16 protein-coding genes are annotated in these 18,928 nt (G+C 68.1%); 6 read left to right on the top strand and 10 right to left on the bottom strand.

Annotated features, from left to right (window positions below):
• Positions 1 to 48 precede the first annotated feature (48 nt).
• The 5 genes from DPQ64_RS03600 to DPQ64_RS03580 form a co-directional block, all read right to left on the bottom strand.
• Positions 49 to 765: a bacteriorhodopsin gene (locus tag DPQ64_RS03600; RefSeq protein WP_115862997.1), complete on the bottom strand. Its 717-nt coding sequence runs from the start codon at positions 763 to 765 to the stop codon at positions 49 to 51.
• The gene (locus DPQ64_RS03595) at positions 765 to 3,089 is read right to left on the bottom strand and encodes a methyl-accepting chemotaxis protein (protein ID WP_115862996.1); all 2,325 of its coding nucleotides are present in this window, start codon (positions 3,087 to 3,089) and stop codon (positions 765 to 767) included. The genes DPQ64_RS03600 and DPQ64_RS03595 overlap by 1 nt, the downstream gene beginning before the upstream one ends.
• A gap of 402 nt (positions 3,090 to 3,491) precedes the next feature.
• Positions 3,492 to 3,689 carry a hypothetical protein gene (locus DPQ64_RS03590; RefSeq protein WP_115862995.1) on the bottom strand — a complete coding sequence of 66 codons (198 nt, stop codon included), beginning with the start codon at positions 3,687 to 3,689 and terminating at the stop codon, positions 3,492 to 3,494.
• Between the two features lie 31 nt (positions 3,690 to 3,720).
• Positions 3,721 to 4,509: a Nif3-like dinuclear metal center hexameric protein gene (locus tag DPQ64_RS03585; protein ID WP_115862994.1), complete on the bottom strand. Its 789-nt coding sequence runs from the start codon at positions 4,507 to 4,509 to the stop codon at positions 3,721 to 3,723.
• Between the two features lie 533 nt (positions 4,510 to 5,042).
• On the bottom strand, positions 5,043 to 7,268 hold the full coding sequence (locus DPQ64_RS03580) for a CDC48 family AAA ATPase (protein ID WP_115862993.1): 2,226 nt from the start codon (positions 7,266 to 7,268) through the stop codon (positions 5,043 to 5,045).
• 377 nt (positions 7,269 to 7,645) lie between these two features.
• Between DPQ64_RS03580 and DPQ64_RS03575 the strand changes: the two genes are divergently transcribed.
• Together DPQ64_RS03575 and larC are read left to right on the top strand one after the other, a co-directional pair.
• Positions 7,646 to 8,242 carry a hypothetical protein gene (locus DPQ64_RS03575; protein WP_115862992.1) on the top strand — a complete coding sequence of 199 codons (597 nt, stop codon included), beginning with the start codon at positions 7,646 to 7,648 and terminating at the stop codon, positions 8,240 to 8,242.
• A 68-nt stretch (positions 8,243 to 8,310) separates the two neighbouring features.
• On the top strand, positions 8,311 to 9,606 hold the full coding sequence (larC, locus tag DPQ64_RS03570) for a nickel pincer cofactor biosynthesis protein LarC (protein ID WP_115862991.1): 1,296 nt from the start codon (positions 8,311 to 8,313) through the stop codon (positions 9,604 to 9,606).
• Positions 9,607 to 9,609: 3 nt separating this feature from the next.
• On the opposite strand, the gene DPQ64_RS03565 is transcribed toward larC, so the two are convergent.
• Positions 9,610 to 10,245, bottom strand: coding sequence for an SDR family oxidoreductase (locus tag DPQ64_RS03565; RefSeq protein WP_115862990.1), 636 nt, complete (start codon positions 10,243 to 10,245; stop codon positions 9,610 to 9,612).
• A 50-nt stretch (positions 10,246 to 10,295) separates the two neighbouring features.
• On the bottom strand, positions 10,296 to 11,087 hold the full coding sequence (locus DPQ64_RS03560; RefSeq protein WP_115862989.1) for a hypothetical protein: 792 nt from the start codon (positions 11,085 to 11,087) through the stop codon (positions 10,296 to 10,298).
• Between the two features lie 326 nt (positions 11,088 to 11,413).
• On the opposite strand from DPQ64_RS03560, the gene DPQ64_RS03555 reads away from it, so the two are divergent.
• The gene (locus DPQ64_RS03555; protein WP_115862988.1) at positions 11,414 to 12,739 is read left to right on the top strand and encodes a DUF92 domain-containing protein; all 1,326 of its coding nucleotides are present in this window, start codon (positions 11,414 to 11,416) and stop codon (positions 12,737 to 12,739) included.
• A 16-nt stretch (positions 12,740 to 12,755) separates the two neighbouring features.
• Positions 12,756 to 13,175, top strand: a complete 420-nt coding sequence (locus DPQ64_RS03550) for a GNAT family N-acetyltransferase (protein WP_115862987.1) — start codon at positions 12,756 to 12,758, stop codon at positions 13,173 to 13,175.
• Between the two features lie 81 nt (positions 13,176 to 13,256).
• On the opposite strand, the gene DPQ64_RS03545 is transcribed toward DPQ64_RS03550, so the two are convergent.
• Together DPQ64_RS03545 and dnaG are read right to left on the bottom strand one after the other, a co-directional pair.
• Positions 13,257 to 14,060 (bottom strand): cupredoxin domain-containing protein, encoded by an 804-nt coding sequence (locus DPQ64_RS03545; protein ID WP_157971574.1) that lies wholly within the window; start codon positions 14,058 to 14,060, stop codon positions 13,257 to 13,259.
• Positions 14,061 to 14,228: 168 nt separating this feature from the next.
• Positions 14,229 to 15,743 carry a DNA primase DnaG gene (dnaG, locus tag DPQ64_RS03540; RefSeq protein ID WP_115862985.1) on the bottom strand — a complete coding sequence of 505 codons (1,515 nt, stop codon included), beginning with the start codon at positions 15,741 to 15,743 and terminating at the stop codon, positions 14,229 to 14,231.
• 213 nt (positions 15,744 to 15,956) lie between these two features.
• On the opposite strand from dnaG, the gene DPQ64_RS19095 reads away from it, so the two are divergent.
• Entirely contained in the window at positions 15,957 to 16,523 is a 567-nt protein-coding gene (locus DPQ64_RS19095) for a hypothetical protein (RefSeq protein WP_198661993.1), read from the top strand.
• Here DPQ64_RS19095 and DPQ64_RS03530 read toward each other — a convergent pair.
• Positions 16,520 to 17,242 carry a sugar phosphate isomerase/epimerase family protein gene (locus DPQ64_RS03530; protein ID WP_115862984.1) on the bottom strand — a complete coding sequence of 241 codons (723 nt, stop codon included), beginning with the start codon at positions 17,240 to 17,242 and terminating at the stop codon, positions 16,520 to 16,522. The two genes, DPQ64_RS19095 and DPQ64_RS03530, sit on opposite strands and share 4 nt — an antisense overlap.
• 155 nt (positions 17,243 to 17,397) lie before the next feature.
• On the opposite strand from DPQ64_RS03530, the gene DPQ64_RS03525 reads away from it, so the two are divergent.
• Positions 17,398 to 18,834 carry a glycosyltransferase gene (locus tag DPQ64_RS03525; protein WP_115862983.1) on the top strand — a complete coding sequence of 479 codons (1,437 nt, stop codon included), beginning with the start codon at positions 17,398 to 17,400 and terminating at the stop codon, positions 18,832 to 18,834.
• Positions 18,835 to 18,928 lie beyond the last annotated feature (94 nt).

The following is an 18,928-nucleotide window of genomic DNA, read 5'->3' as shown; positions in this document are numbered from 1 at the left end:
CGATAACGGGGATCTACCGCGATAATGGAAGACCCGACGCAGGAGGACTTAGTCCGAGACCGATACCCCGCCGGGCGCGTCGAGCGAACGGTCGTCGCCGGTGACGACGTCGAGGGCGTCAGCGCCGTTGACCGCCATTGTGACGAATCCGACCTTGCTGATGAGATCGAGATACGTGACGACCATGATCTCGGTGCCGGACTGGAGCAGTCCGACGCCGAGCGGCCCGAGCAGCCATACCACGGGGTACAGCGTCCAGAGGACGACGGTCAGGTTCCGCAGCTTGGTGAACACGGCGTCCATCCGGTCGCCCTGGAGCGTGGACTGTCGTGGCAGCACCGACAGCAGGAGGTAAAGGAGTCCGACGTAGGCCACGCAGCCGACCAGATACGCGGCGTAGCCGTACTCTCCCGGGAGGACCCCCGCGACCACGCCCGAGGCGATGATGACCACATCGACGACCACCAGCGCGAGGTACACCCGCCGTTCGGGCCGACAGAGCATGCCGAGGTACAACACCAGCAGTGGCGTCGTGATCAGCCAGTCGAGGTACCGCGGCAGGAACAGCGACGCGCCACCGACTTCGATCTCGCCCACTCCGAGTGCCATCGAGAGGTACGCGACCGTCGCGACCCCGGTGATCGTCGCGAGGACTGCGTAGTATTTGGCGTAGCGGCCCTCGGCGAGTAGCCGCCAGAGGGGGAACGCGGTGCCGACAGCCATGCCGAGCGTTCCCAGCGTGAACCACAGCGACGTGAGGTCCATCACGCGTCGGTCACCTCCGCGGCCTCGAAGTCGGAGTCGTCCATCGGCCCGGCGCCCTGCGCGACGCGGAAGTCGTCGAGCAGGCGCGACAGTTCGGCGGCTCGCTCGGCGAGGTCGTCGGCGTCCTCCCGGACCGAGGCGAGGGTCCGGGTCTGCTCGTCCGCGGCCTCGGAGACGGACTCGGCCTGACTGGTCGTCTCCTCGCTGATGGCGGCGACTTCGTCTACCATCTCGACCACGGTGCTCGCGGACTCCGCCTGCGATTCGGTCGCCGCCTGTATCTCCTGAATGCTCGCGTCGGTCTCCTCGGCGTACTCGGCGATCTCTTCGAGGGCGTCGATGGCTCCCTCGACGGTGTCGACACCGGCGCTGATCCGTTCGCTCGTCTCGGCCATCCCCTCGACCGATTCGGACGTCTTGGACTGAACGTCGTCGATGCGGCCCTCGATCTCGGCCGCCTCGTCCTTGGTCTTCTCGGCGAGCGCTTTCACCTCGTCGGCGACGACCGCGAACCCGTCGCCGTCGCCGTCGGTTCGAGCGGCTTCGATGGACGCGTTGAGCGCGAGCATGTTCGTCTGCTCGGCGATGTCGGTGATGACCTCGACGATCTCGCTGATCGCCGCCATCTCCTCGTCGAGTTCCTCGATCTGGGCCGCGGTCCGCTCGGTGACCGCCTCGATGGCGTCCATCTCGGAGAGCGCCTCCTCGGCGGCCTCCCGGCCGAGTTCGCCGGCCGCGGCCGCCTGCTCGGAGGTCGCGGCCACGTCGCCGACGGTGGCCGCGATCTCCTCGGCGCTGGACGACAGGGTGTTCATCTCGTCGGCCACCTCGCCGAGCCGGTCGGTCTGGCGGGCCGCGCCGTCCGATATCTCCGAGACGGAGTCGTTGACCTCCTCGCCGGTCTCCATCACCGTCTGGGCGCTCCCCTCGACCTCGCCGACCGCGTTGGAGACGTGCGCCGAGAACCGCTTGACGTTCGCCACGGTGCGCTCGATGTCCACGAGCATCTCGTTGAGCGACTCGCCGATGGCGACCATCGCCTCGCTCCGGCTCTCGGGGTCGACCCGGAGGGTGAGATCGCCGTCGGCGACCTCGTTCATGACCTCCTCGTAGTGGGTCGCCTTGGTTTCGAGGTGGTCCGAGAGGGCTTCGGCCTCCTCCCGGCGAGTCTCGGCCTCCCGTCGGGCGTCTTCGGTCTCCTCGCGTGCGGCTTCCGCCTCCTCGCGGGCGGTCCGGGCCTCCGAGATCTGCTCGCGCAGCGAGTCGCGCATCCGGGCGAACGACCCGTACAGCGTGCCGAACTCGTCGCTTCGGCCCGTCTCGAGGTTCACGTCGAGATCGCCGTCGCCCATCGCGTCGGCCTTCGCCGAGAGTTGGCGTAGCGAGATGAGCGTGTTGCTACCGACGGTCACACCGACCAGCGCGAGGCTGACGACCGCGATCAGGATGAGGCCGAGAATGTTGGAGGTGACGGTCGTGCCGAGCGCGTACGCCTCGCTCTTCGGCACGTGGACGACGACCACCCAGTCGGTCGTCTCCATCGGCGCGTACCCCATCAACGTCCCGCCGTCCATCTCCATGAATCCGGACTCGCCCGCGAGGCCCCGCCGGACGGCGGGAGCGTCCGCGCCGCCGTGGTGTTCGGTCAGCAGTTTGCTGGCGTTGGGGTGTGCGATGTACCGACCCTCCGAGTCGAGGACCACGGTCTTCCCGCCGGTCATCCCCTGAGTGAACGACTGGGTGCGCTTCTCGATGTTCACCATGTAGATGATCTGCTTATTCGGCTGGTCGGGAACCGGCGAGATCACCGCGACGACCGGGAACTCCACGACCGGCACCTCGAACGGCTCGGAGACGTACACGTCGCTCGCGCCGTCGAACGACGGCGGGTCCTCGGCGAACGCCGCCCCTTGCTCAGCGGGGTCGACTCCCTCCATCCGAGCGTCCGAACTCGCGATGATCTCCTGCTCGTCGGCGTCGTAGTAGTGGACGGCGGCGACGCCCTCCGGGACCGTGCCGTCGTCTACCAGTCCGCGCGCGTAGTCCCGAAAGCGGTCGGTGTCGGCGTCCTGGACGTACGGATGGGTCGAGGTCATCCGCGCCTGGGACTTTACGCTCGTCGACCAGGTGTCGAGGCTCTCGGCGCGCGACTCCGACAGGGTGGTCAACTCCTCCTGTACGTCGGTTCGCAGTTGCTCGGCGGTCTGGGCCTGCACCACTACTCCGACTGCGACCGTGAGTGCAACGACGGAAAGCAGCGCGACCGCGAGCTTGACTGCGTAGCTCCCTTTGACTCGCTCCGCGAACGGCCGTTGTCCTCCCATGATGGTTTTTCCCGGGCGCGGATATGTACGCAATCGAGATAAGTCTCGGTACTCGTATCACGAGTGATAATCAGGGCCGTTCTTGCCGGATCTCTCAAAAACGGTGCTGCCAACTACCGCGGGGGCCCGCGTGACGGCGGTCGAGCGCCAGCGGCGGTTCAATTAGCCGCACCCGAGGGTCGGCTGTCGGGGCCGGTTGGCCGCGGCCCGTGTCCGTCGAGAACCGTCGCGTGACCGTTGCTCCGGCAACCTCCGGGGTTGTTGAAACCCGACGGACACGTGATTCAAGATTCGCCGGAGGCTTTTTAATAGTTCCCTTTTCCGAAACGGGCGATGGCCGTCGTTCCGCATCGCGCCGAGAGGAAATAACAACACCGCTACAAAACTGGCTCCAGCGAACACCTACCCGCCCACTCTCCGAACTGTCCGCGAATGCTCGTCGTCGGGAGCGAAGACGGCATCTATCGACTGACCGGCATCGGCGAATCGGAAGAGCCGACCGTCCAGAACGTACTCGACGCGGTCGTTCGGGACGAGTTCGTCGGGCGTGACGTGGCCGTGCTGGAGCGCGGCGTGGTAGGTGTCGCGGAGTTCGGGCATGATGGAATCCTGCGGCGTGTTCCGCCGTCGCTCAGAGCCCGGTCGGCGCGTCGATATACGTCGTCTCCAGTCCCCACTCCTCCGCGAGCGTCTGCAACGACCGCACGCCGAACGTCTCGGTGGCGTAGTGTCCTGCGAGAATGACAGTCAGCCCGGCCTCTCGGGCCTCGTGGTACACCTTCCCCTTGCCCTCGCCGGTCACGAGGGCGTCCACGTCTGTCCGGACCGCCTCGTCGAGCCAGTCCGCGCCGCTGCCGGTGAGGACCGCGATGTCCTCCAGTTCCTCCGGGCCGAAGTCGAGCACGCGGACGCCCTGACCGAAGTGGTCGAGTTCAGATTCGAGCGTCTCGCGCACGCGGTCGGTCGGCACGGGCTCGGGCGCGCGGCCGCACTGGCCGATGTGCTCGGGACCCAGCTCGCCGAAGGGTTCGCGGTCTTCGAGGCCGAGGAGGTCCGCCAGCCCCGCGGCGTTGCCCAACTCCGGGTGAGCGTCGAGCGGCAGGTGGGAGACGTACAGCGCCACGTCGTGCTCGATCAGCGGCGCGATGCGGCCGTACTGCCGGCCGGTCACGCGCTCGATGCCACCCCACGAGACGCCGTGGTGGGTCACCAGCAGGTCGGCACCGCGGTCGGCCGCGGCCTCGACGGTCTGCTCGGCGGCGTCGACCGCGAACGCGACGGTGTCGACCTCGGAGGTATCCGGGTCGCCCCCGCTGCCGTCGGGGCCGACCTGCAGGCCGTTCGCGCTGGCGTCCAAATCGGCGAAGTCGTCGGTTCGCAGGCGGTCGTCGTACCGGCTGACGAGTTCGGCGAGGTCCATACTCGCCACTGCGGGCGGGAGGGGTTTGTATCTCCGGTTCTCGCACGAGGGTAGTGGTCAGTTACGCAGTTGATTCCGGCGAGACATCTTCGAAAGCCCTCGGGCGTTCGCCACCGGAAGACGGTCCTGCTCGGCCTTCGGCCTGCGCGGGCTGCGACTTCCGAGGTCACGCTCGCTTGGCTCGCGGCTCCGCCGCTCGCACATCGCGGCGCGTTGCGCCGCGCACCGCTCGCGTGACGGTCGCTCAGCGGGATATGCGGCGCGCGCAGTTCTGCGCGCGCCGCATAGGGCCACGCTGAGACGACCAAGTAGAACGCGAACGCCCTCGCCCTTTCAGTCCGCGGGAAGAGCACGCTCTTCCGAGCCTGCGGTCGCTCCGCTCCCGCAGACGCCAGGGATGCCGCTAGATTCACCAGCCGAAACTTGGAGGGAAGTCAGGCTTATCTGAGCACTGCCTCGCTCATCGCGTCACGAATCCCCGCAAAAACAGTCGGTCGCTGCCGAAAATGGACAGTCGAGTGCGGTTCAGGTCGCTACTGGAAGCCGATGCGGCCGCCGCGCCGGCCCTGCTGGGGGCTCGACGAGCCGCCCTTGAACTCCTCTTCCATCTGCTCGTAGTAGTCGAGCAAGTCGTCGGTGATGGTCGGGCGCACGTTCTCCATCGCCTGCCGGAAGTGGCTCATGCCGACCTCGGTGGCGTCGTCGTCCTCGCGGAGTGCCTCGATGGCGGCCTCGCGGGCGATGGATTCGAGGTCGCTGCCGACGTAGCCGTCGGTTATTTCGGCGAGTTCGCGCAGGCTCACGTCGGGCGACAGCGGCGTGTCGTCCGTGTGGATCTTGAGGATCTGCTCGCGGCCCTCCTCGTCGGGCTGGCCGATCATCACGAGGCGGTCGAACCGGCCCGAGCGGATGAGCGCGGGGTCGATCATGTCCGGGCGGTTGGTCGCGCCGATGACCATCACGTCGCCCTTCTCTTCGAGTCCGTCAAGTTCGGTGAGGAGCTGGTTGACCACGCGCTCGGAGACGTTACTGCCCATCTCCTGACTGCGCGATGGCGCGAGGCTGTCGAGCTCGTCGAAGAAGATGACGGTCGGGGAGACCTGCCGGGCCTTCCGGAACGTCTGGCGGATGGCCTTCTCGGACTCGCCGACCCACTTCGAGAGGAGCTGTGGTCCCCGAACCGAGATGAAGTTGGCGTTGGTCTCGTTGGCGACCGCCTTCGCCATCAGGGTCTTGCCGGTGCCGGGCGGGCCGTACAGCAGGACGCCGCTCGGCGGGCTGATGCCCAGCCGCTGGAACTTCTCGGGCGAGGAGAGTGGCCACTCGACGCTCTCCTGGACCTGATCTTTGGCCTCTTCGAGCCCGCCGACGTCGTCCCACGAGATTTTCGGCAGTTCGACGAGCACCTCGCGCATCGCGGAGGGCTCGACCTCGTTCAGCGCGCCGTTGAAGTCCTGACGCTTGACGATCATCCGGTCGATGAGGCTCGGCGGGATGTCCTCCTCGTCGAGATCGATCTCGGGGAGGTAGCGCCGGAGCGCCTTCATCGCGGCCTCCTTGGTCAGACTCTCGATGTCCGCGCCGACGAAGCCGTGGGTGTCGTTGGCCAGCGAGTCCAGCGCCACGTCGTCCGAGAGGGGCATTCCGCGAGTGTGGATCTGGAGGATCTCCTCGCGGCCCGTCTCGTCCGGAACGCCGATCTCGATCTCGCGGTCGAACCGGCCGGGACGCCGGAGTGCGGGGTCCACGGAATCGACCCGATTCGTGGCGGCGATGACGATGACCTGTCCGCGCGATTCGAGGCCGTCCATCATCGTGAGCAGTTGTGCAACGACGCGGCGCTCGACCTCGCCGGTCACGTCCTCGCGCTTGGGCGCGATGGAGTCGAGTTCGTCGATGAAGATGATGGAGGGCGACTCCTCGGTGGCGTCCTCGAAGATCTCCCGGAGCTGCTGTTCGCTCTCGCCGTAGTACTTCGAGATGATCTCCGGGCCCGCGATGGAGAAGAAGCTCGCGGAGGTCTCGTTGGCGACCGCTTTCGCGAGCAGGGTCTTCCCGGTGCCGGGCGGGCCGTGGAGGAGGACGCCCTGCGGGGGCTCGATTCCCAACTTCTTGAAGATCTGGGGATGTTTCATCGGGAGTTCGACCATCTCCCGGACGCGCTGGATCTCGTTTTCGAGTCCGCCGATGTCCTCGTAGGTGATGCCGCCGCCGGTCTTCTCGAAGCCCGAGATGGGCTCCTCACGCAACTCGACGTCGGTGTCCTCGGTGATGAGACAGACGCCCTCGGGCTCGGTCTCGACCGCGATGAGCGGGATGGCCTGCCCGGGCGAGCGCATGAACGGGTGGTTGGTCGAGGACATCACGGGGACGATGTCGCGCTCGACCACTGGACGCTTGAGGATCTGGCGCTTGACCATCCCGGCCGCGTCGGAGCCGAACTGGACGCTGGCCTCCTCGGGCGGCGCGAGCACCAGCTTGTCGGCCTTCTCGGCCTCGGCCTTCCGGATCTCGACGCGCTCGCCGATACCCACGTCGGCGTTCTGGCGGGTGAACCCGTCGATGCGGACCGTGTCAGTGTTCCAGTCCTGACGGTCCGCGCGCCACACCTTCGCCGCGGTGGTGTCTCCGCCGTCGATCTCGATGATGTCGCCCGGACTCAGCTTCAGATGCAACAGCGTGTCCGGGTCGAGACGGGCGATACCGCGGCCCGAGTCGTTCGGGTACGCCTTGGCGACCTCTAGTTGGACTTCGTTCATGATTCGGAGATACGGGGATTGTTTGTCGGTCCGCGCCCGCGAAGGATAAGTCCTTTGCTACCGGGGGATTCGTCCTCACGGCGGGCAGACGGCGTCGTTTCGGCGGGGCGCATGCGATGGTCCGAGATACGGTTTCGCGCTACAAAGCCGTTTGGTCTCCCGTGATTCCAATCGGTCCGCGTGGAAGACCACCGTCTTCCGGTCGGCTGCACGTGGTAGTGCTCACCGATTCCCGCCAGTTCACCGGTTTCCGACTGTCTACCGATCCCCACCGGTTCGGCGATTTCCGACGGTAAAGCGGGGAGAGGAGTTAAATTTCTAGTAAGCTAGAAAAAATATATATGAGAAAGAGTTATAACTAATTATGGGTTCCAACGATGACCCGCAAACGAAAACTACTCGTGACGGCGACGGCAGTACTGGTACTCTCGGCATCGATCGTGGTCGGTCTCCCACTCCTCGAATCGGAGATCGGCCACGCGGAGACGGCGGCGACCGCGTCCGAAGGCTTCGCCTACCCGGCAAAGTTCGTCTGTGGTTCCATCGCGGGCCCGAACGAAGGGGTAGACGCGCATCTGCGTCCGGCCGCCGAGGAGCCACCGGTCAAGCCCGGTAACTACGCGACGACGATCAACCTCGTGAACCCGACGAACGAGGAGCTGCGCATCTCCGTACAGGGGTCGATCGCCGTCGGCGGTGGCTTCGCCGGCGAGGTGTCGAATCCCACGGAGTTGGTGCTCGAACCACGCCAGTCGACGAAGCTCAGCTGCCAGGATATCGTCGGTCTGTTCGGTGACGAGGTCGCGGGCTCACAGTTCCTCGACGGGTTCGTCACGATTCGGACCGAGCGCCGAATCGGTGTCTCGGGCGTCTACAGCGCCAAGACCGTCGAGCAGCGAGAGACCGGTGCGGGTGCCGGCGTGAGCGTCGACGTGGTGACGGTCGATCCGCTGTCGACGAACTCGACCGAGTGAGCAACCCACTCGATCCTGCTGCTCGGCTCGACCCGTGCATTTTTCGCCCGACGCGTCCGAGAGGGCGTATGAACGTACTCGCCTTCGACGGCCGGATGGGCGCGAGCGGGGACATGATACTCGCGACCCTGCTCGCCGCCGGCGCGGACCGCGACGCGCTCGCCCCGGTCGAAGACGCCCTGCGCGTGCGCTACGCTGTCGGGGCGACCACGAAGAACGGCATCTCGGCGACGACCGTCTCGGTCCTGCTGAGCGAAGCCGCCAGAGACGAAGAGACAGCCGAAGACGACCACTCGCACGCCGACGAGTCCGACCACTCGCACGCCGACGAGTCCGACCACTCGCACGACCACACTCACGCCGAAGGGGCCGGCCCCCAGCGAACGTATCCCGAAGTGGTCGAGATCGTCGAGTCGATGGACCTGCCCGAAAGCGTCGAAGAAGACGCGCTCGCGATTTTCGAACTGCTCGGCGAGGCCGAGGCGAGCGTCCACGGCACCGACCTCGACGCGACGCACTTCCACGAGGTCGGCGCGGACGACGCCATCGCGGACGTGGTCGGCGCGGCGCTCCTGCTGGCGGACCTCGACCCTGAGCGAGTCGTTACCACTCCGCTCGCGACCGGCGGTGGCACGGTCGAGATGAGCCACGGGACGTATCCGGTTCCGACGCCCGCAGTCGTGGAGATCGCCGAGCGCGCCGACTGGCGACTGCGCGGCGGTCCCGTCGAGGCCGAACTGCTCACGCCCACCGGCGCGGCCATCCTCGCGCACTTCGCGGCGGGCGTCGAAACGCTGCCGTCCCTCAAAATCGACGCCTCGGGCTACGGTGCTGGCGGGTACGACTTCCCCGACCACCCGAACGTCCTGCGGGCGACTATCGGGCAATCAGCTGACGGAGACGGGAATCTGGTCCGCGACGACATCGCGGTCCTCGAAACGAACCTCGACGACGCGCCGCCGGAGGTGCTGGGCGGCTTGCAGGAGTCGCTGGCCGAGGCGGGCGCGCGCGACCTCTCGGTGGTCCCGCTCACGATGAAGAAGTCCCGGCCGGGCCACCTCGTGAAGGTCATCTGCAAGCCAGACGACGCCGAGGCGGTCGCCCGCCGACTCGCCGAGGAGACCGGCACCCTCGGCGTCCGCGAGACGGGCGCGACCCACCGCTGGATAGCGAACCGGGAGATGGAGTCGGCGGTCGTCTCCATCGACGGCGCGCGCTACGAGGTGGCCGTGAAGGTCGCCAGCGGCGACGCGGGCGAGGTGTACGACGTGAGCGCCGAGTACGACGACTGCGCCGCCGTGGCGCGGGAGGCCGGAGTGCCCGTGCGCGAGGTGATGCGCCGAGCAGAAGAGCAGGTTCGGTGACCGCTACTCGTCCAAGAGCCTCCCCAGCGCGTCGTCGATGGGGTCGTCGCCGGACCCGAGTTCGAACGTTGCGTCGTAAGTGCTCTCTTTCGGTAGCGTAGCGACGAGCGTCCGAGCGACGTCCTCGCGGGGGATTTCGGCGCTGTCGGGGTCGATGTCGGTCCCGACCACGACGCGTCCCGTTCCCGGTTCGTTCGTCAGCGGCCCGGGTCGCACGATAGTTTGGGTCAGGTCGCTGTCCCGCAGATACTCGTCGGCCTCGGCCTTCGCGCGCAGGTACTCGATCAGCGCCTCCGGGCCGTTTTCGGGGTGATCGGCACCGAGAGAACTCAGCATGACGAAGCGCTTGATCCCTGCGGCTTCAGCAGCGTCGACCATGTTTATCGCACCGTCGCGGTCGACGCCCCAGACGTCCTCGCCGCCCGACCCGGCGGCGAAGATGATCGCGTCACACTCCCGGACCGCGTGGGTCACGTCCGCGGTCAGGTCGGCGACGACCGGTTCGCCACCGAGTGCTTCGACGTCGGGGGCCTGCTCCTCGTCGCGGACCATGCCGCGAACATCGCGGTCGCTCTCCCCTAGGATTCTCGTGACGTGCTGGCCTACCTGACCGTGCGAACCGGCGACGAGTACGCGCATACCCCACGTTCGTCCGGGACGCTGAACAGGTTGTCGGGCGTTCGCGACGACTACGACGCGTCCCGTCCGCCATTCCGGTGTTCGTCCATCGCTTCCTCCAATGTCAGATCACCGGACGCCACCCGGCGCGCCAGTTCCGCGTCGATCTCCCGGTCGTCGTCGGCCCGCTCGCGCGACCGGTTCTTGATGACCTGTAGCTCGCCCGTGGTCGGTTCGATCTCGCGGCCCTCGACGCGCTCGCCCTCCAGTCGCGCGATGTTCACCGCGGCGAGCACGTCACCCATGCCCCGCGCACCGGTGCCGAGATAGGGAGTCGTCCCCGTCTCGTCGGCCAGTTCGACCCGCACTTCGTCGAGTTCGCGCACGAGCTGTGCGCCCTGCAAGCGCGCCCCGTCGCCGATGCGGACCACGGGATCGACCGCGTCCGCGACCTCCCGGCGGACCGTCTCGGCTACGTCCGCGAGCGGGACGTGGAACGCCGCGACGACCACGTCGCCGGAAAGCACCGCGATGCCGGGCCGCGTGCCGGGATCGATACCGACAACGGTTCGGCCCTCGCCGCCGCGGAGCAGCGCGAGCGCCTCGTCGACCGCGCGCCGTGGGTCCTCGGGATCGGCGAGGACCGTCTTCGGGTCGGCATCCGCCGCGCTCTTCGTCTTCGCGTCGGCGTCCGCCCCACCCCGGTCGACAGAATCGTCGTCCTCCGCCCGAATCAGAACCGTAGTCGCATCGGGCAGTTCGTCGCCGGGCTCGACCGTGGTGAAGGTCACGCCCCGGTCGCGAAGCTCGTTGACCACGCCGTGGTACAGCTCGAAGTCCTCCGTCGCGACGACGATTGTCACTACCCGGGCGTTCGGCGGGCAAGGATAAAAAGTTCGGCCGCTCCGTCCCGGAACTCTACTGTCCCGAAACCCCGTCCTGCCCCGAAATCCACTGCCCAGCACCGCAACCCCCTATCCTGCCCCAAAATCCACCGCCCAGCACCGCAACCCACGCCCTGCACCGAAACCCACCGCCCAGCACCGCGACAGCACAACCCCGCAAAATACGACCGCACACCCCCGCAAACCGCGACGGATTCTAGCCGCGTCGGACGCGCGTCAGCCGCACATCGGTTTCTCCGACCGCTTCGGGAGGATTAAGTGGGCGTCGGGGGAACGAAGATACCGTGACTTCCCGAGTTCGGCGTGCCGCGGCGTACGCCGGCGTCGCGACCCTGTCGCTGGCCGCTCCAGCGGTAGGGTGGGCGACGGCCGCCGCGTTCGGCGCGGTCGCCGTCGTCGCGCTGGCGATCACCGAGGGGCCCGCGTTCGAGCTGTTCGCCCGGCCCGCCGACCGACAGGAGGGCCGGCTCCACGGCCTCGCCGCGTTCGGCTTCGCGGCGGCCGGTATCTCCTTGCTCGCGCTATTTGCGGAGCTTCCGACCCACGTACTCGTCGCTAGCGTGCTCGTGGTCGGCTACGGCAACCTCGCCCAGCAACTCGCGTGGGAGTTCGACGCCGACCCCATCGGCCGGACCAGCGCGTTCGTCGCCGGAGGACTGGTCGCCGGAACGGTGGGACAGGCGGTCAGCCTCGCAACCGAGGGCGCGCTCGCCGCGTCCGCGTACCCGGAGATCGTCTTTCTGGCGGCCAGCGGCGCACTGCTCGGCGGGCTCCTGCGGTCGGTGCTGTTCGCTCGCGACGACCCGCTCGTGATGCTGTCGGTCGCAATGCTGCTCTGGCTGTTCGCCGACCTGCTCGCGGCCGACGCCACAGTGACCGTCACCGTCGAGGGCGTCGCGGTCGCTATCGCGGTGACCGCGCTGTTCGGCTACGTCTCGTGGGCGCTCGGCGCGGCCTCCATCCCGGGGATGATGACCGGCGCGCTGCTCGCACTGTTGACAATCGTGCTCGGCGGCTACAGCTGGTTCGCGGTACTCATCGCCTTCTTCGGCATCGGGAGCCTCTCGACCAAGTTCCGCTACGGCCAGAAGCAGGCCCGCGGCGTCGCCGAGGACAACGAGGGCGCGCGCGGGAGCGGCAACGTCCTCGGCAACGCGGCGGTCGCGCTCGCGGCCGTGCTGGCGTACGCGGCCCGCGGGCGACTCCCGGTCCCCGGCGAACTGTTCCTGTTCGCGTTCGCGGGCTCGGTCGCGACCGCGATGAGCGACACGCTCTCCAGCGAGATCGGCGGCGTCTTCGACGGCCCGCGGCTCATCACCACGCTCGAACGCGTCGACCCCGGCACCGACGGCGCGGTGACGTGGCAGGGCGAACTCGCCGGCATCGCGGGCGCGGCGGTCGTGGCCGCCATCGCGTGGGCGCTCTTCGGAAGCGTGGGACCGGCCGGCGCGGCCGTCATCGTCCTCGCCGGCGCGGCCGGGATGACTGCCGACAGCGTGTTCGGCGCGACCCTCGAAGGCGACGCGCTGGGCAACCAGAGCGTCAACTTCCTCGCCACGCTCACCGGCGCGCTCGTCGGCGCCGGCCTCGCGGTGGTCGTCCTGCCGTGACGGAGGCGATTCCGTCGTGATCCGGGACGCTACAGTCGAGGACGGCGACCGGTTGCGCGACCTCCAGACGAACCTCCGGGAGCCGAACCCGCCGCTGCTGGACTACGCGGTCGAGGGGCCGCCGGTGGTGCTGGTTTCCACAGCAAGCAACACTCCTGTCGGCTACCTCGTCGCGTTCCACGACGGCGAGACGGGCTACGTCGCCGAGATTACTGTCGCTCCGACACACCGTCGCGAGGGTCGGGCGCGTCGGCTGCTCGTGGCCGCCTTCGACCGCCTCCGGAGCAAGGGCTGTTCGGAGATTCGGCTCACCGTCCACCCCGAAAACGGGCCGGCTCGGCAACTCTACGACTCGCTGGGCTTCGAGGAGGTCGGTCGAGAGAACGAGTACTACGAGGACGGGAGCGAGGGAATCGCGTTGGGTCGAGAACTCTGAGCCTTCCAGAGATAGCTGCGCAAAACTCGGCGGCCGCCCCTCGCCAGAACAGAGAAAAGAAGGTCTCTCGACACAGCCAGTCTACTCGGCCGTGGTGGTCTCGGCGCTGGCGTCTGCGAGGTCCGCAAGAACCGCACTGTACGGCACGGTCCCCTCGTCCTGAATTCGAGCGGGATCGAGCGCGCTCGTGGTGAATACCTCCCGCGGCGTCGGGAACACCCATTCGACGGACTCCGTCTCGTCGCTGAACTGGACGAGCAGGGTTTCGAACTCCTCGTCGAAGGGTGGGAGCTCTTCGGGCGTCTCTAAATAGTCCGGGTACTCGTCTTCGTCGACGTCGCCGACGACGACCCGCATCACCATGCCGAGGACGTGGTGAGGCCCACAGTACAGGTCGTACACCCCTTCGTGGTCGAACCGGTAGAGCCACGCCCCACCGACGGCCACTATCGGGGAAGAGAACGGCGGCGATTCCTCCGGAACCCGGTGCTGGAACCCGACCGCTTCGTGATAGGCAGTCACCGTGTGGTCGGGCGAGGCGAACGTGAACTGCACGACGTCACCGCTCTCCACGTGGAGGCCGACCGGGTCGAAGAAGAAGAGATTCACCGGCTCGCCGGGGTCCGGCGGACCCTCGCTGGCTGCCAGTTCGACCTCGTGGTCCGGCTGGAGACGCTCGGGAATGTCGGCCGGATCCTGGACCGAGTAGCCGTAAACCGGATCGATTTCGGCGTCGCCTTGCTCTCCGGCAGCGACCCCACTGCCGAACGAGAGGGCGGCACCGATACCGAGTGCTTTCAGGAGCGGTCGACGCTCGAACGCCGGCAATTCGGGTGTCGATTCAGCCGCCGTTTCTTTCGCAGTCGGTCCTGTGTTTCGGGGCATAGGACTCCCCCACAGGAACTTCATTATCTTTCGCCATATTTTTTATTGACCTCTCGGCTTCACGTGAATTCTAATCTAACGACGCCGTCTCTCGGGGAAAAGGCACAGGCGGGAACGCGGGTCTGGTTCGAATCAGTTGCTGGATCGAGCCGCTGCCGGTCGCCGAACTCAGAACTGATCGGCGGTCCGAACCCGCACGCCCGCGGGCTGTTTCACGTACTCGCCGGACTCCCCAGCAACGATCTGCCCGACCCCGCGCTGGGCCGACACGTCGAGCAGGCGCTGGTCGGCCACCCCGTCCACGACGACCGCGAACGGGGCCTCGTCGGCGCTCTCGACGGCGTCGAAGGCTTCGTCGGCCGGAACCTCCGCCAGGACCGCGAACGACTCGTCGAGCAGTCGCGCGAGGCCGCTCACGTCCTCGATCACGCCCGCGACGTGTTCGCGGAGCGTCGCGGGTGCCGGCTCGTCGTCGGCCGCGGTTTCCTCGGTTTCGGCGGCGTCGGCCGTCCCGTCGACGGCTTCGGTCACCGCGTCCGCAGCCGCCGTTTCGGCGTCGGCTGTGGCGTCCGTCATCGCCTCCTCGACCGCGTCGGCGTCGACCGTGCCGGACGCCGACTCGTCGTCCTGCTCGGCGGTTCCCGGTCGCGCCGACGCGCCGGAGTCGCCCGGCGACTCCGGCGCGTCCGGTGCGGCCGTGGTCTCGGTCCTGCTCTCGCCCTCCGGAGCCGGCCGGGCGCTCCCGTCGGTCGCAGCGGGACCGGCCTCGCTCGCGTCGGCGGGCGACGGGTCGGCGCTTCCCGCCTCGTCGCGCTGGCTCTCGGCGTCCTCGCCCGCGGCCTCCGCGTTTTCGCTGGCCGGCTCCGCGTCCTCGCCGGCAACCATCTCCTCTTCGAAGGGGCGCTTGCTCCGGAGCGCGGACATGACTTCGTGGCGCGAGAGGTCCTCGACCGACTTGCCCGCGGGCGCGAACGCTACGTAGTCGATGTCGCCGACCTGCGAGAGTTCCTTCCGGATGAGGTCGCCGCCCCGGTCGTCGTCGAGGAACACGGTGACCGTGCGGTTCTGGGTCAGCTCCGACGCCGCGTCCGGGACGTTGGTGCCCTCGACCGCGACGGCGTTCTTGACGCCGTACCGCAGCAGGTTGAGCACGTCTGCCCGGCCCTCGACCACGACGATGGCGTCGCTGGTCTCGGCCCGCGGACCGGCCGGCAGGCCCTCGTAGTCGACGATGTCCTCGACGCGGACGCTCTGGCGGACCTCCTCCATGATCTCGCGGGAGGTCATCACGTCCTCGTCGAACGACTCGGAGAGGAGTTCTTTCGCGCGGTCGACGACGGTCCGACGCTTGGCGGCGCGCACGTCCTCGATGCTCGCGACGGAGACGGTGGCCCGGCAGGGGCCGACCCGGCTGATGGTCTCCAGCGCGGCCGCGAGGATGGAGGTCTCTACCTTGTCGAGGCTCGACGCGATGGTGATGGTTCCGAACGACTGTCCGTTCTCGCTGTCGACGTCGACGTCGATGCGGCCGAGCTTCGAGGACTGCTGGAGGTCACGGAGGTCGAGGTCGTCGCCGAGGAGGCCTTCGGTCTGACCGAAGACCGCCCCGACGACGTCGCTGCGCTCTACCACCCCGTCCGCGGTGATGTCGGCTCGAATGACGTATTTGGCTGTATCGTTCATGAGTGGTGAACTGCCCCTGTGCGGGGCGTGATCGTGATGCGTCCATGAGCTGCGTGGCCATGGATGTTTTAAAATCGAACGTCGCCACTGAAATACCTGTCGTCGCCGGAACCGTTTACGCGCTCGCCCGCTGGGACTTCCGACCGTGAGTAGCGCGCATCGAGGACCACTCTGATTCCCAATGTTTACCGCGTCACGGTCCGAATCGCCGGTATGCGCCGCAATCGCCGGTACGCCGTCTCGGTCCTCGTCGGCGTCGTCGTGACCGGCGGGGTCGCCGCCGCGACGCCCGATCCGCTCCGCGAACTGATTCTCCTGCTCGGAATCGCGGCGGTGTACGTCGTCGGGACGGCCGTCGCGCTCCGATACCCCGGACCGTTCTGGGGCGCGGAGGGGAACTGGGCGAGCGCTGCGTTCACCGGCGTCCTCACGTTCGCGGGGCTGAGCCTCCTCCAAGGCGTCGACCCCGCACGCAATTTTGCGGTGGCCGCCCTCGGCTGGGGACTCGCCGCCTTCGGGTTCGTGGGGGGGGGGGGGGGGGGGCCCGCCCCCCCCCCCACGCCCCCCACCCCGGGAGGGGGCCGGGCCGCCGCGGTGGCCGTGGCGGGCGTCGCGTTCGCGCACGAACGCGACGCCAGCCACGAACCCGGTGGAGACGCCGGCGCAGGTGGAGATGCCAACACGGGTGCAGACGCCGGCGCGGGTGGAGACGCCAGCACGGATGGTGACGCCGGCACGGATGGTGACGCTGGCGCAGATCGTGAAGTCAGTGGAGATTAATCGAGCAGTCCCGCCAGCGTCTCCGCGCCGTGGGCCAGCGACTCCGCGGGGTCGTCGGGCTCGTCGTGCTCGTACACCAGCCACTCGGTCCCGGCGTCGCGGGCGGCCCGGACGCAGGCGTCTAGGTCGAGGTCGCCCTCCCCGAGTTCGACCGGCCGGTCGCCCGCCACGTCCTTGAGGTGGACCACGGGCACGCGCCCGCGGAGCGCTCCGAGCAGGTCGACCGGGTTCCGGCCCGCGGCGGTCGCCCAGCCCACGTCGAGTTCGAGGTCCAGTTCGGTGTCCGCGGCGAGCGCGTCGAACGCCGGGCCCGAATCGGTGTGCGCGAACTCGTGGTCGTGATTGTGGTAGCCAAAGGAGACGCCCCGGTCGCCGAGTCGGGCGTCGAGTTCCCGCAAGCGTCGCGCGGTGTCGGCGACCGCGGCCTCGCTCGCGAAGTGCGACTCGTCGAGGTACGGCACGACGATGCGGTCGCAGTCGAATTTCCGGTAGGTCTCGACCACCCCGTCGAGGTCGGCCTCGATCTCGTCGACCTCCACGTGTGCCGCGGCGGCGTCGAGTCCGGCGGCGTCGAGCGCCTCGCGGACCTCGTCGGGGTCCGAGTCGCCGAGTCCCGCGAACTCGACGCCCTCGAAGGCGGTGTCGCCGACGCGTGCGAGCAGGTCCACGAGCGGCTCGTCGAGGTCCCGAAGCGTGAACAGTTGGATGGCCGGGCGCATGCCGGGAGTACGCGAGGGCGCGGTAAATCGGTTGTTGCGAATCGGGGAGCGAGAATCAGTCGCGCGAACCGGCGCACGAGGGTCGGTCGCTCGAACCGGGGAAGTAGATTCAAGGGGCGGCGCGTGGTCTTCGGAGTAATCGGGGGGATCTCTGGATGCGCGTACTCATCGTTCCGGAGCTGTATCGGCCGAGCGACGCTACGGCCAACGGCACGCTCAACGACGCGGTGGTGTGGGTCGAGGAGTGGCTCGACATCGATCCGAATCTCCACGTGTACTGGCTGCTCGCACCGCTCGACGTGGCGAACTACGACCCCGAGTACGTCCACGCCGACCGCGAGCGCGTGACGCTGATCGAGGCCGAGCCGTTCATGCACGGCCGCGACCACCAGCTGGCGTTCACGGAGTCGGGGTACAGCGAGGCCCAGTTGGCGGCGCTCCGGGACGCGACCTACGACCGGTTGGGCTACGTCGACGTGGTGGTCGACCAGCTCCGGCGCGGCCGCGCGGACCTCTCGAAGTGGCTGCTCGCGCTCGACGGCCACCGGGTGGGCCAACCGTGGCCCATCGACATCGTGACCAACGTCCACGACCTCCAGTTGCCGTTCAAGTACGCCGGCACCGGGTGGCGCGACGAGTTCCAGCGCCGGACCGAGGTCGCCGACGCGGTGCTCTCGGACGGGATGTGGTTCAAGGCCGCGGTCGACGCCTCCGGGATGGCCGAGTACGGCCACGAGTTCATGCGGGAATCGGTGGTCGACGCCGCGCTCGACGACGCGGTCCGGACGGGCAGCCCAATCGACTTCTCGCGGTTCGAGGCCGAGTACGCGGACGAACCGCGCTACCTCCACGTCGCGGGATCCATCTGGGAGAAGAAGCAGGTCGGGGTCGTGATGGAGATCGCCGAGTTGCTCCACGACCGGTTCGACATCCGGACCGTCATGACGAGCATGAGCAAGATTCCCGCGGAGTACGCCGACCTGCCGTGGGTCGAGGCGTACCCGCAGGCCACCCGCGAGGAGTTCGAGACAGCGCTCCGGAAAGGCGACATCTGCGTCTCGGCGAGCGAGTACGAGACGCTGGCCCGGACGTGGTTCGAGCAGGCCGCCAGCGGGCAGGTCCTGATCGCCAGAAATCAGCCGTGGATCTACGACGCCATCCCGGAGGACTACGAACTCGCCGGACCCATCGAGGACCTGCCGGACATCGCGGTCCGGGCGGTCGAACACTGGGACGAGGCCACCGCGGCGGCCCGGCGCATGCTCGACCACGTCGAGGAGATCCGCGACCCCGGCCGGTCGGCCCGGAACACGTACGACGATCTGGCCGACCGCGTCGCCGAGAAGGTCGCGGCCTACGACCCGGACGACAACGACGCGGTCGTCGGGAAGGCGCTGACGGAATCGGACGCGCTGGAGAACGACCGAGTCGCGCTGGACGACTTGAACGACGCCACGGCCGCACTCACCGACCACGGCGACCCGCTCCTCGACGGCGACTGCGCGCTGAGCGAGGTTGTGTTTTCGCTCCGGCGTCGCGGGTACGCCGACACCGGACGACCGGGAACGCCGATCTTCGAGGAGCGCGAGTGAGTAGGTCGGCTACTCGCGCCGCTCGTCGCTGGAATCCTCGTTCCTCTCCCCGATAGAATCGTCGGAATCGCGGCGCTCGCGCGACCCGGATTCG

The sequence above is a fragment of the Halorussus litoreus genome, assembly GCF_003382685.1.
Lineage (GTDB): Archaea > Halobacteriota > Halobacteria > Halobacteriales > Haladaptataceae > Halorussus > Halorussus litoreus.
The sequence above is the reverse complement of the archived record's forward strand: the minus strand, read 5'-3'. Positions and strand labels throughout refer to the sequence as shown.

What these genes read in the sequence shown, in the direction of transcription:
- DPQ64_RS03595 (WP_115862996.1), bottom strand. Translation starts at nt 3,089, where the DNA reads ATGGGAGGACAACGGCCGTTCGCGGAGCGAGTCAAAGGGAGCTACGCA.
- DPQ64_RS03585 (WP_115862994.1), bottom strand. Translation starts at nt 4,509, where the DNA reads ATGGACCTCGCCGAACTCGTCAGCCGGTACGACGACCGCCTGCGAACC.
- DPQ64_RS03600 (WP_115862997.1), bottom strand. Translation starts at nt 765, where the DNA reads ATGGACCTCACGTCGCTGTGGTTCACGCTGGGAACGCTCGGCATGGCT.
- DPQ64_RS03530 (WP_115862984.1), bottom strand. Translation starts at nt 17,242, where the DNA reads ATGCGCCCGGCCATCCAACTGTTCACGCTTCGGGACCTCGACGAGCCG.
- DPQ64_RS03565 (WP_115862990.1), bottom strand. Translation starts at nt 10,245, where the DNA reads ATGCGCGTACTCGTCGCCGGTTCGCACGGTCAGGTAGGCCAGCACGTC.
- DPQ64_RS19095 (WP_198661993.1), top strand. Translation starts at nt 15,957, where the DNA reads ATGCGCCGCAATCGCCGGTACGCCGTCTCGGTCCTCGTCGGCGTCGTC.
- DPQ64_RS03590 (WP_115862995.1), bottom strand. Translation starts at nt 3,689, where the DNA reads ATGCCCGAACTCCGCGACACCTACCACGCCGCGCTCCAGCACGGCCAC.
- DPQ64_RS03580 (WP_115862993.1), bottom strand. Translation starts at nt 7,268, where the DNA reads ATGAACGAAGTCCAACTAGAGGTCGCCAAGGCGTACCCGAACGACTCG.
- DPQ64_RS03525 (WP_115862983.1), top strand. Translation starts at nt 17,398, where the DNA reads ATGCGCGTACTCATCGTTCCGGAGCTGTATCGGCCGAGCGACGCTACG.
- larC (WP_115862991.1), top strand. Translation starts at nt 8,311, where the DNA reads ATGAACGTACTCGCCTTCGACGGCCGGATGGGCGCGAGCGGGGACATG.
- dnaG (WP_115862985.1), bottom strand. Translation starts at nt 15,743, where the DNA reads ATGAACGATACAGCCAAATACGTCATTCGAGCCGACATCACCGCGGAC.
- DPQ64_RS03575 (WP_115862992.1), top strand. Translation starts at nt 7,646, where the DNA reads ATGACCCGCAAACGAAAACTACTCGTGACGGCGACGGCAGTACTGGTA.
- DPQ64_RS03545 (WP_157971574.1), bottom strand. Translation starts at nt 14,060, where the DNA reads ATGCCCCGAAACACAGGACCGACTGCGAAAGAAACGGCGGCTGAATCG.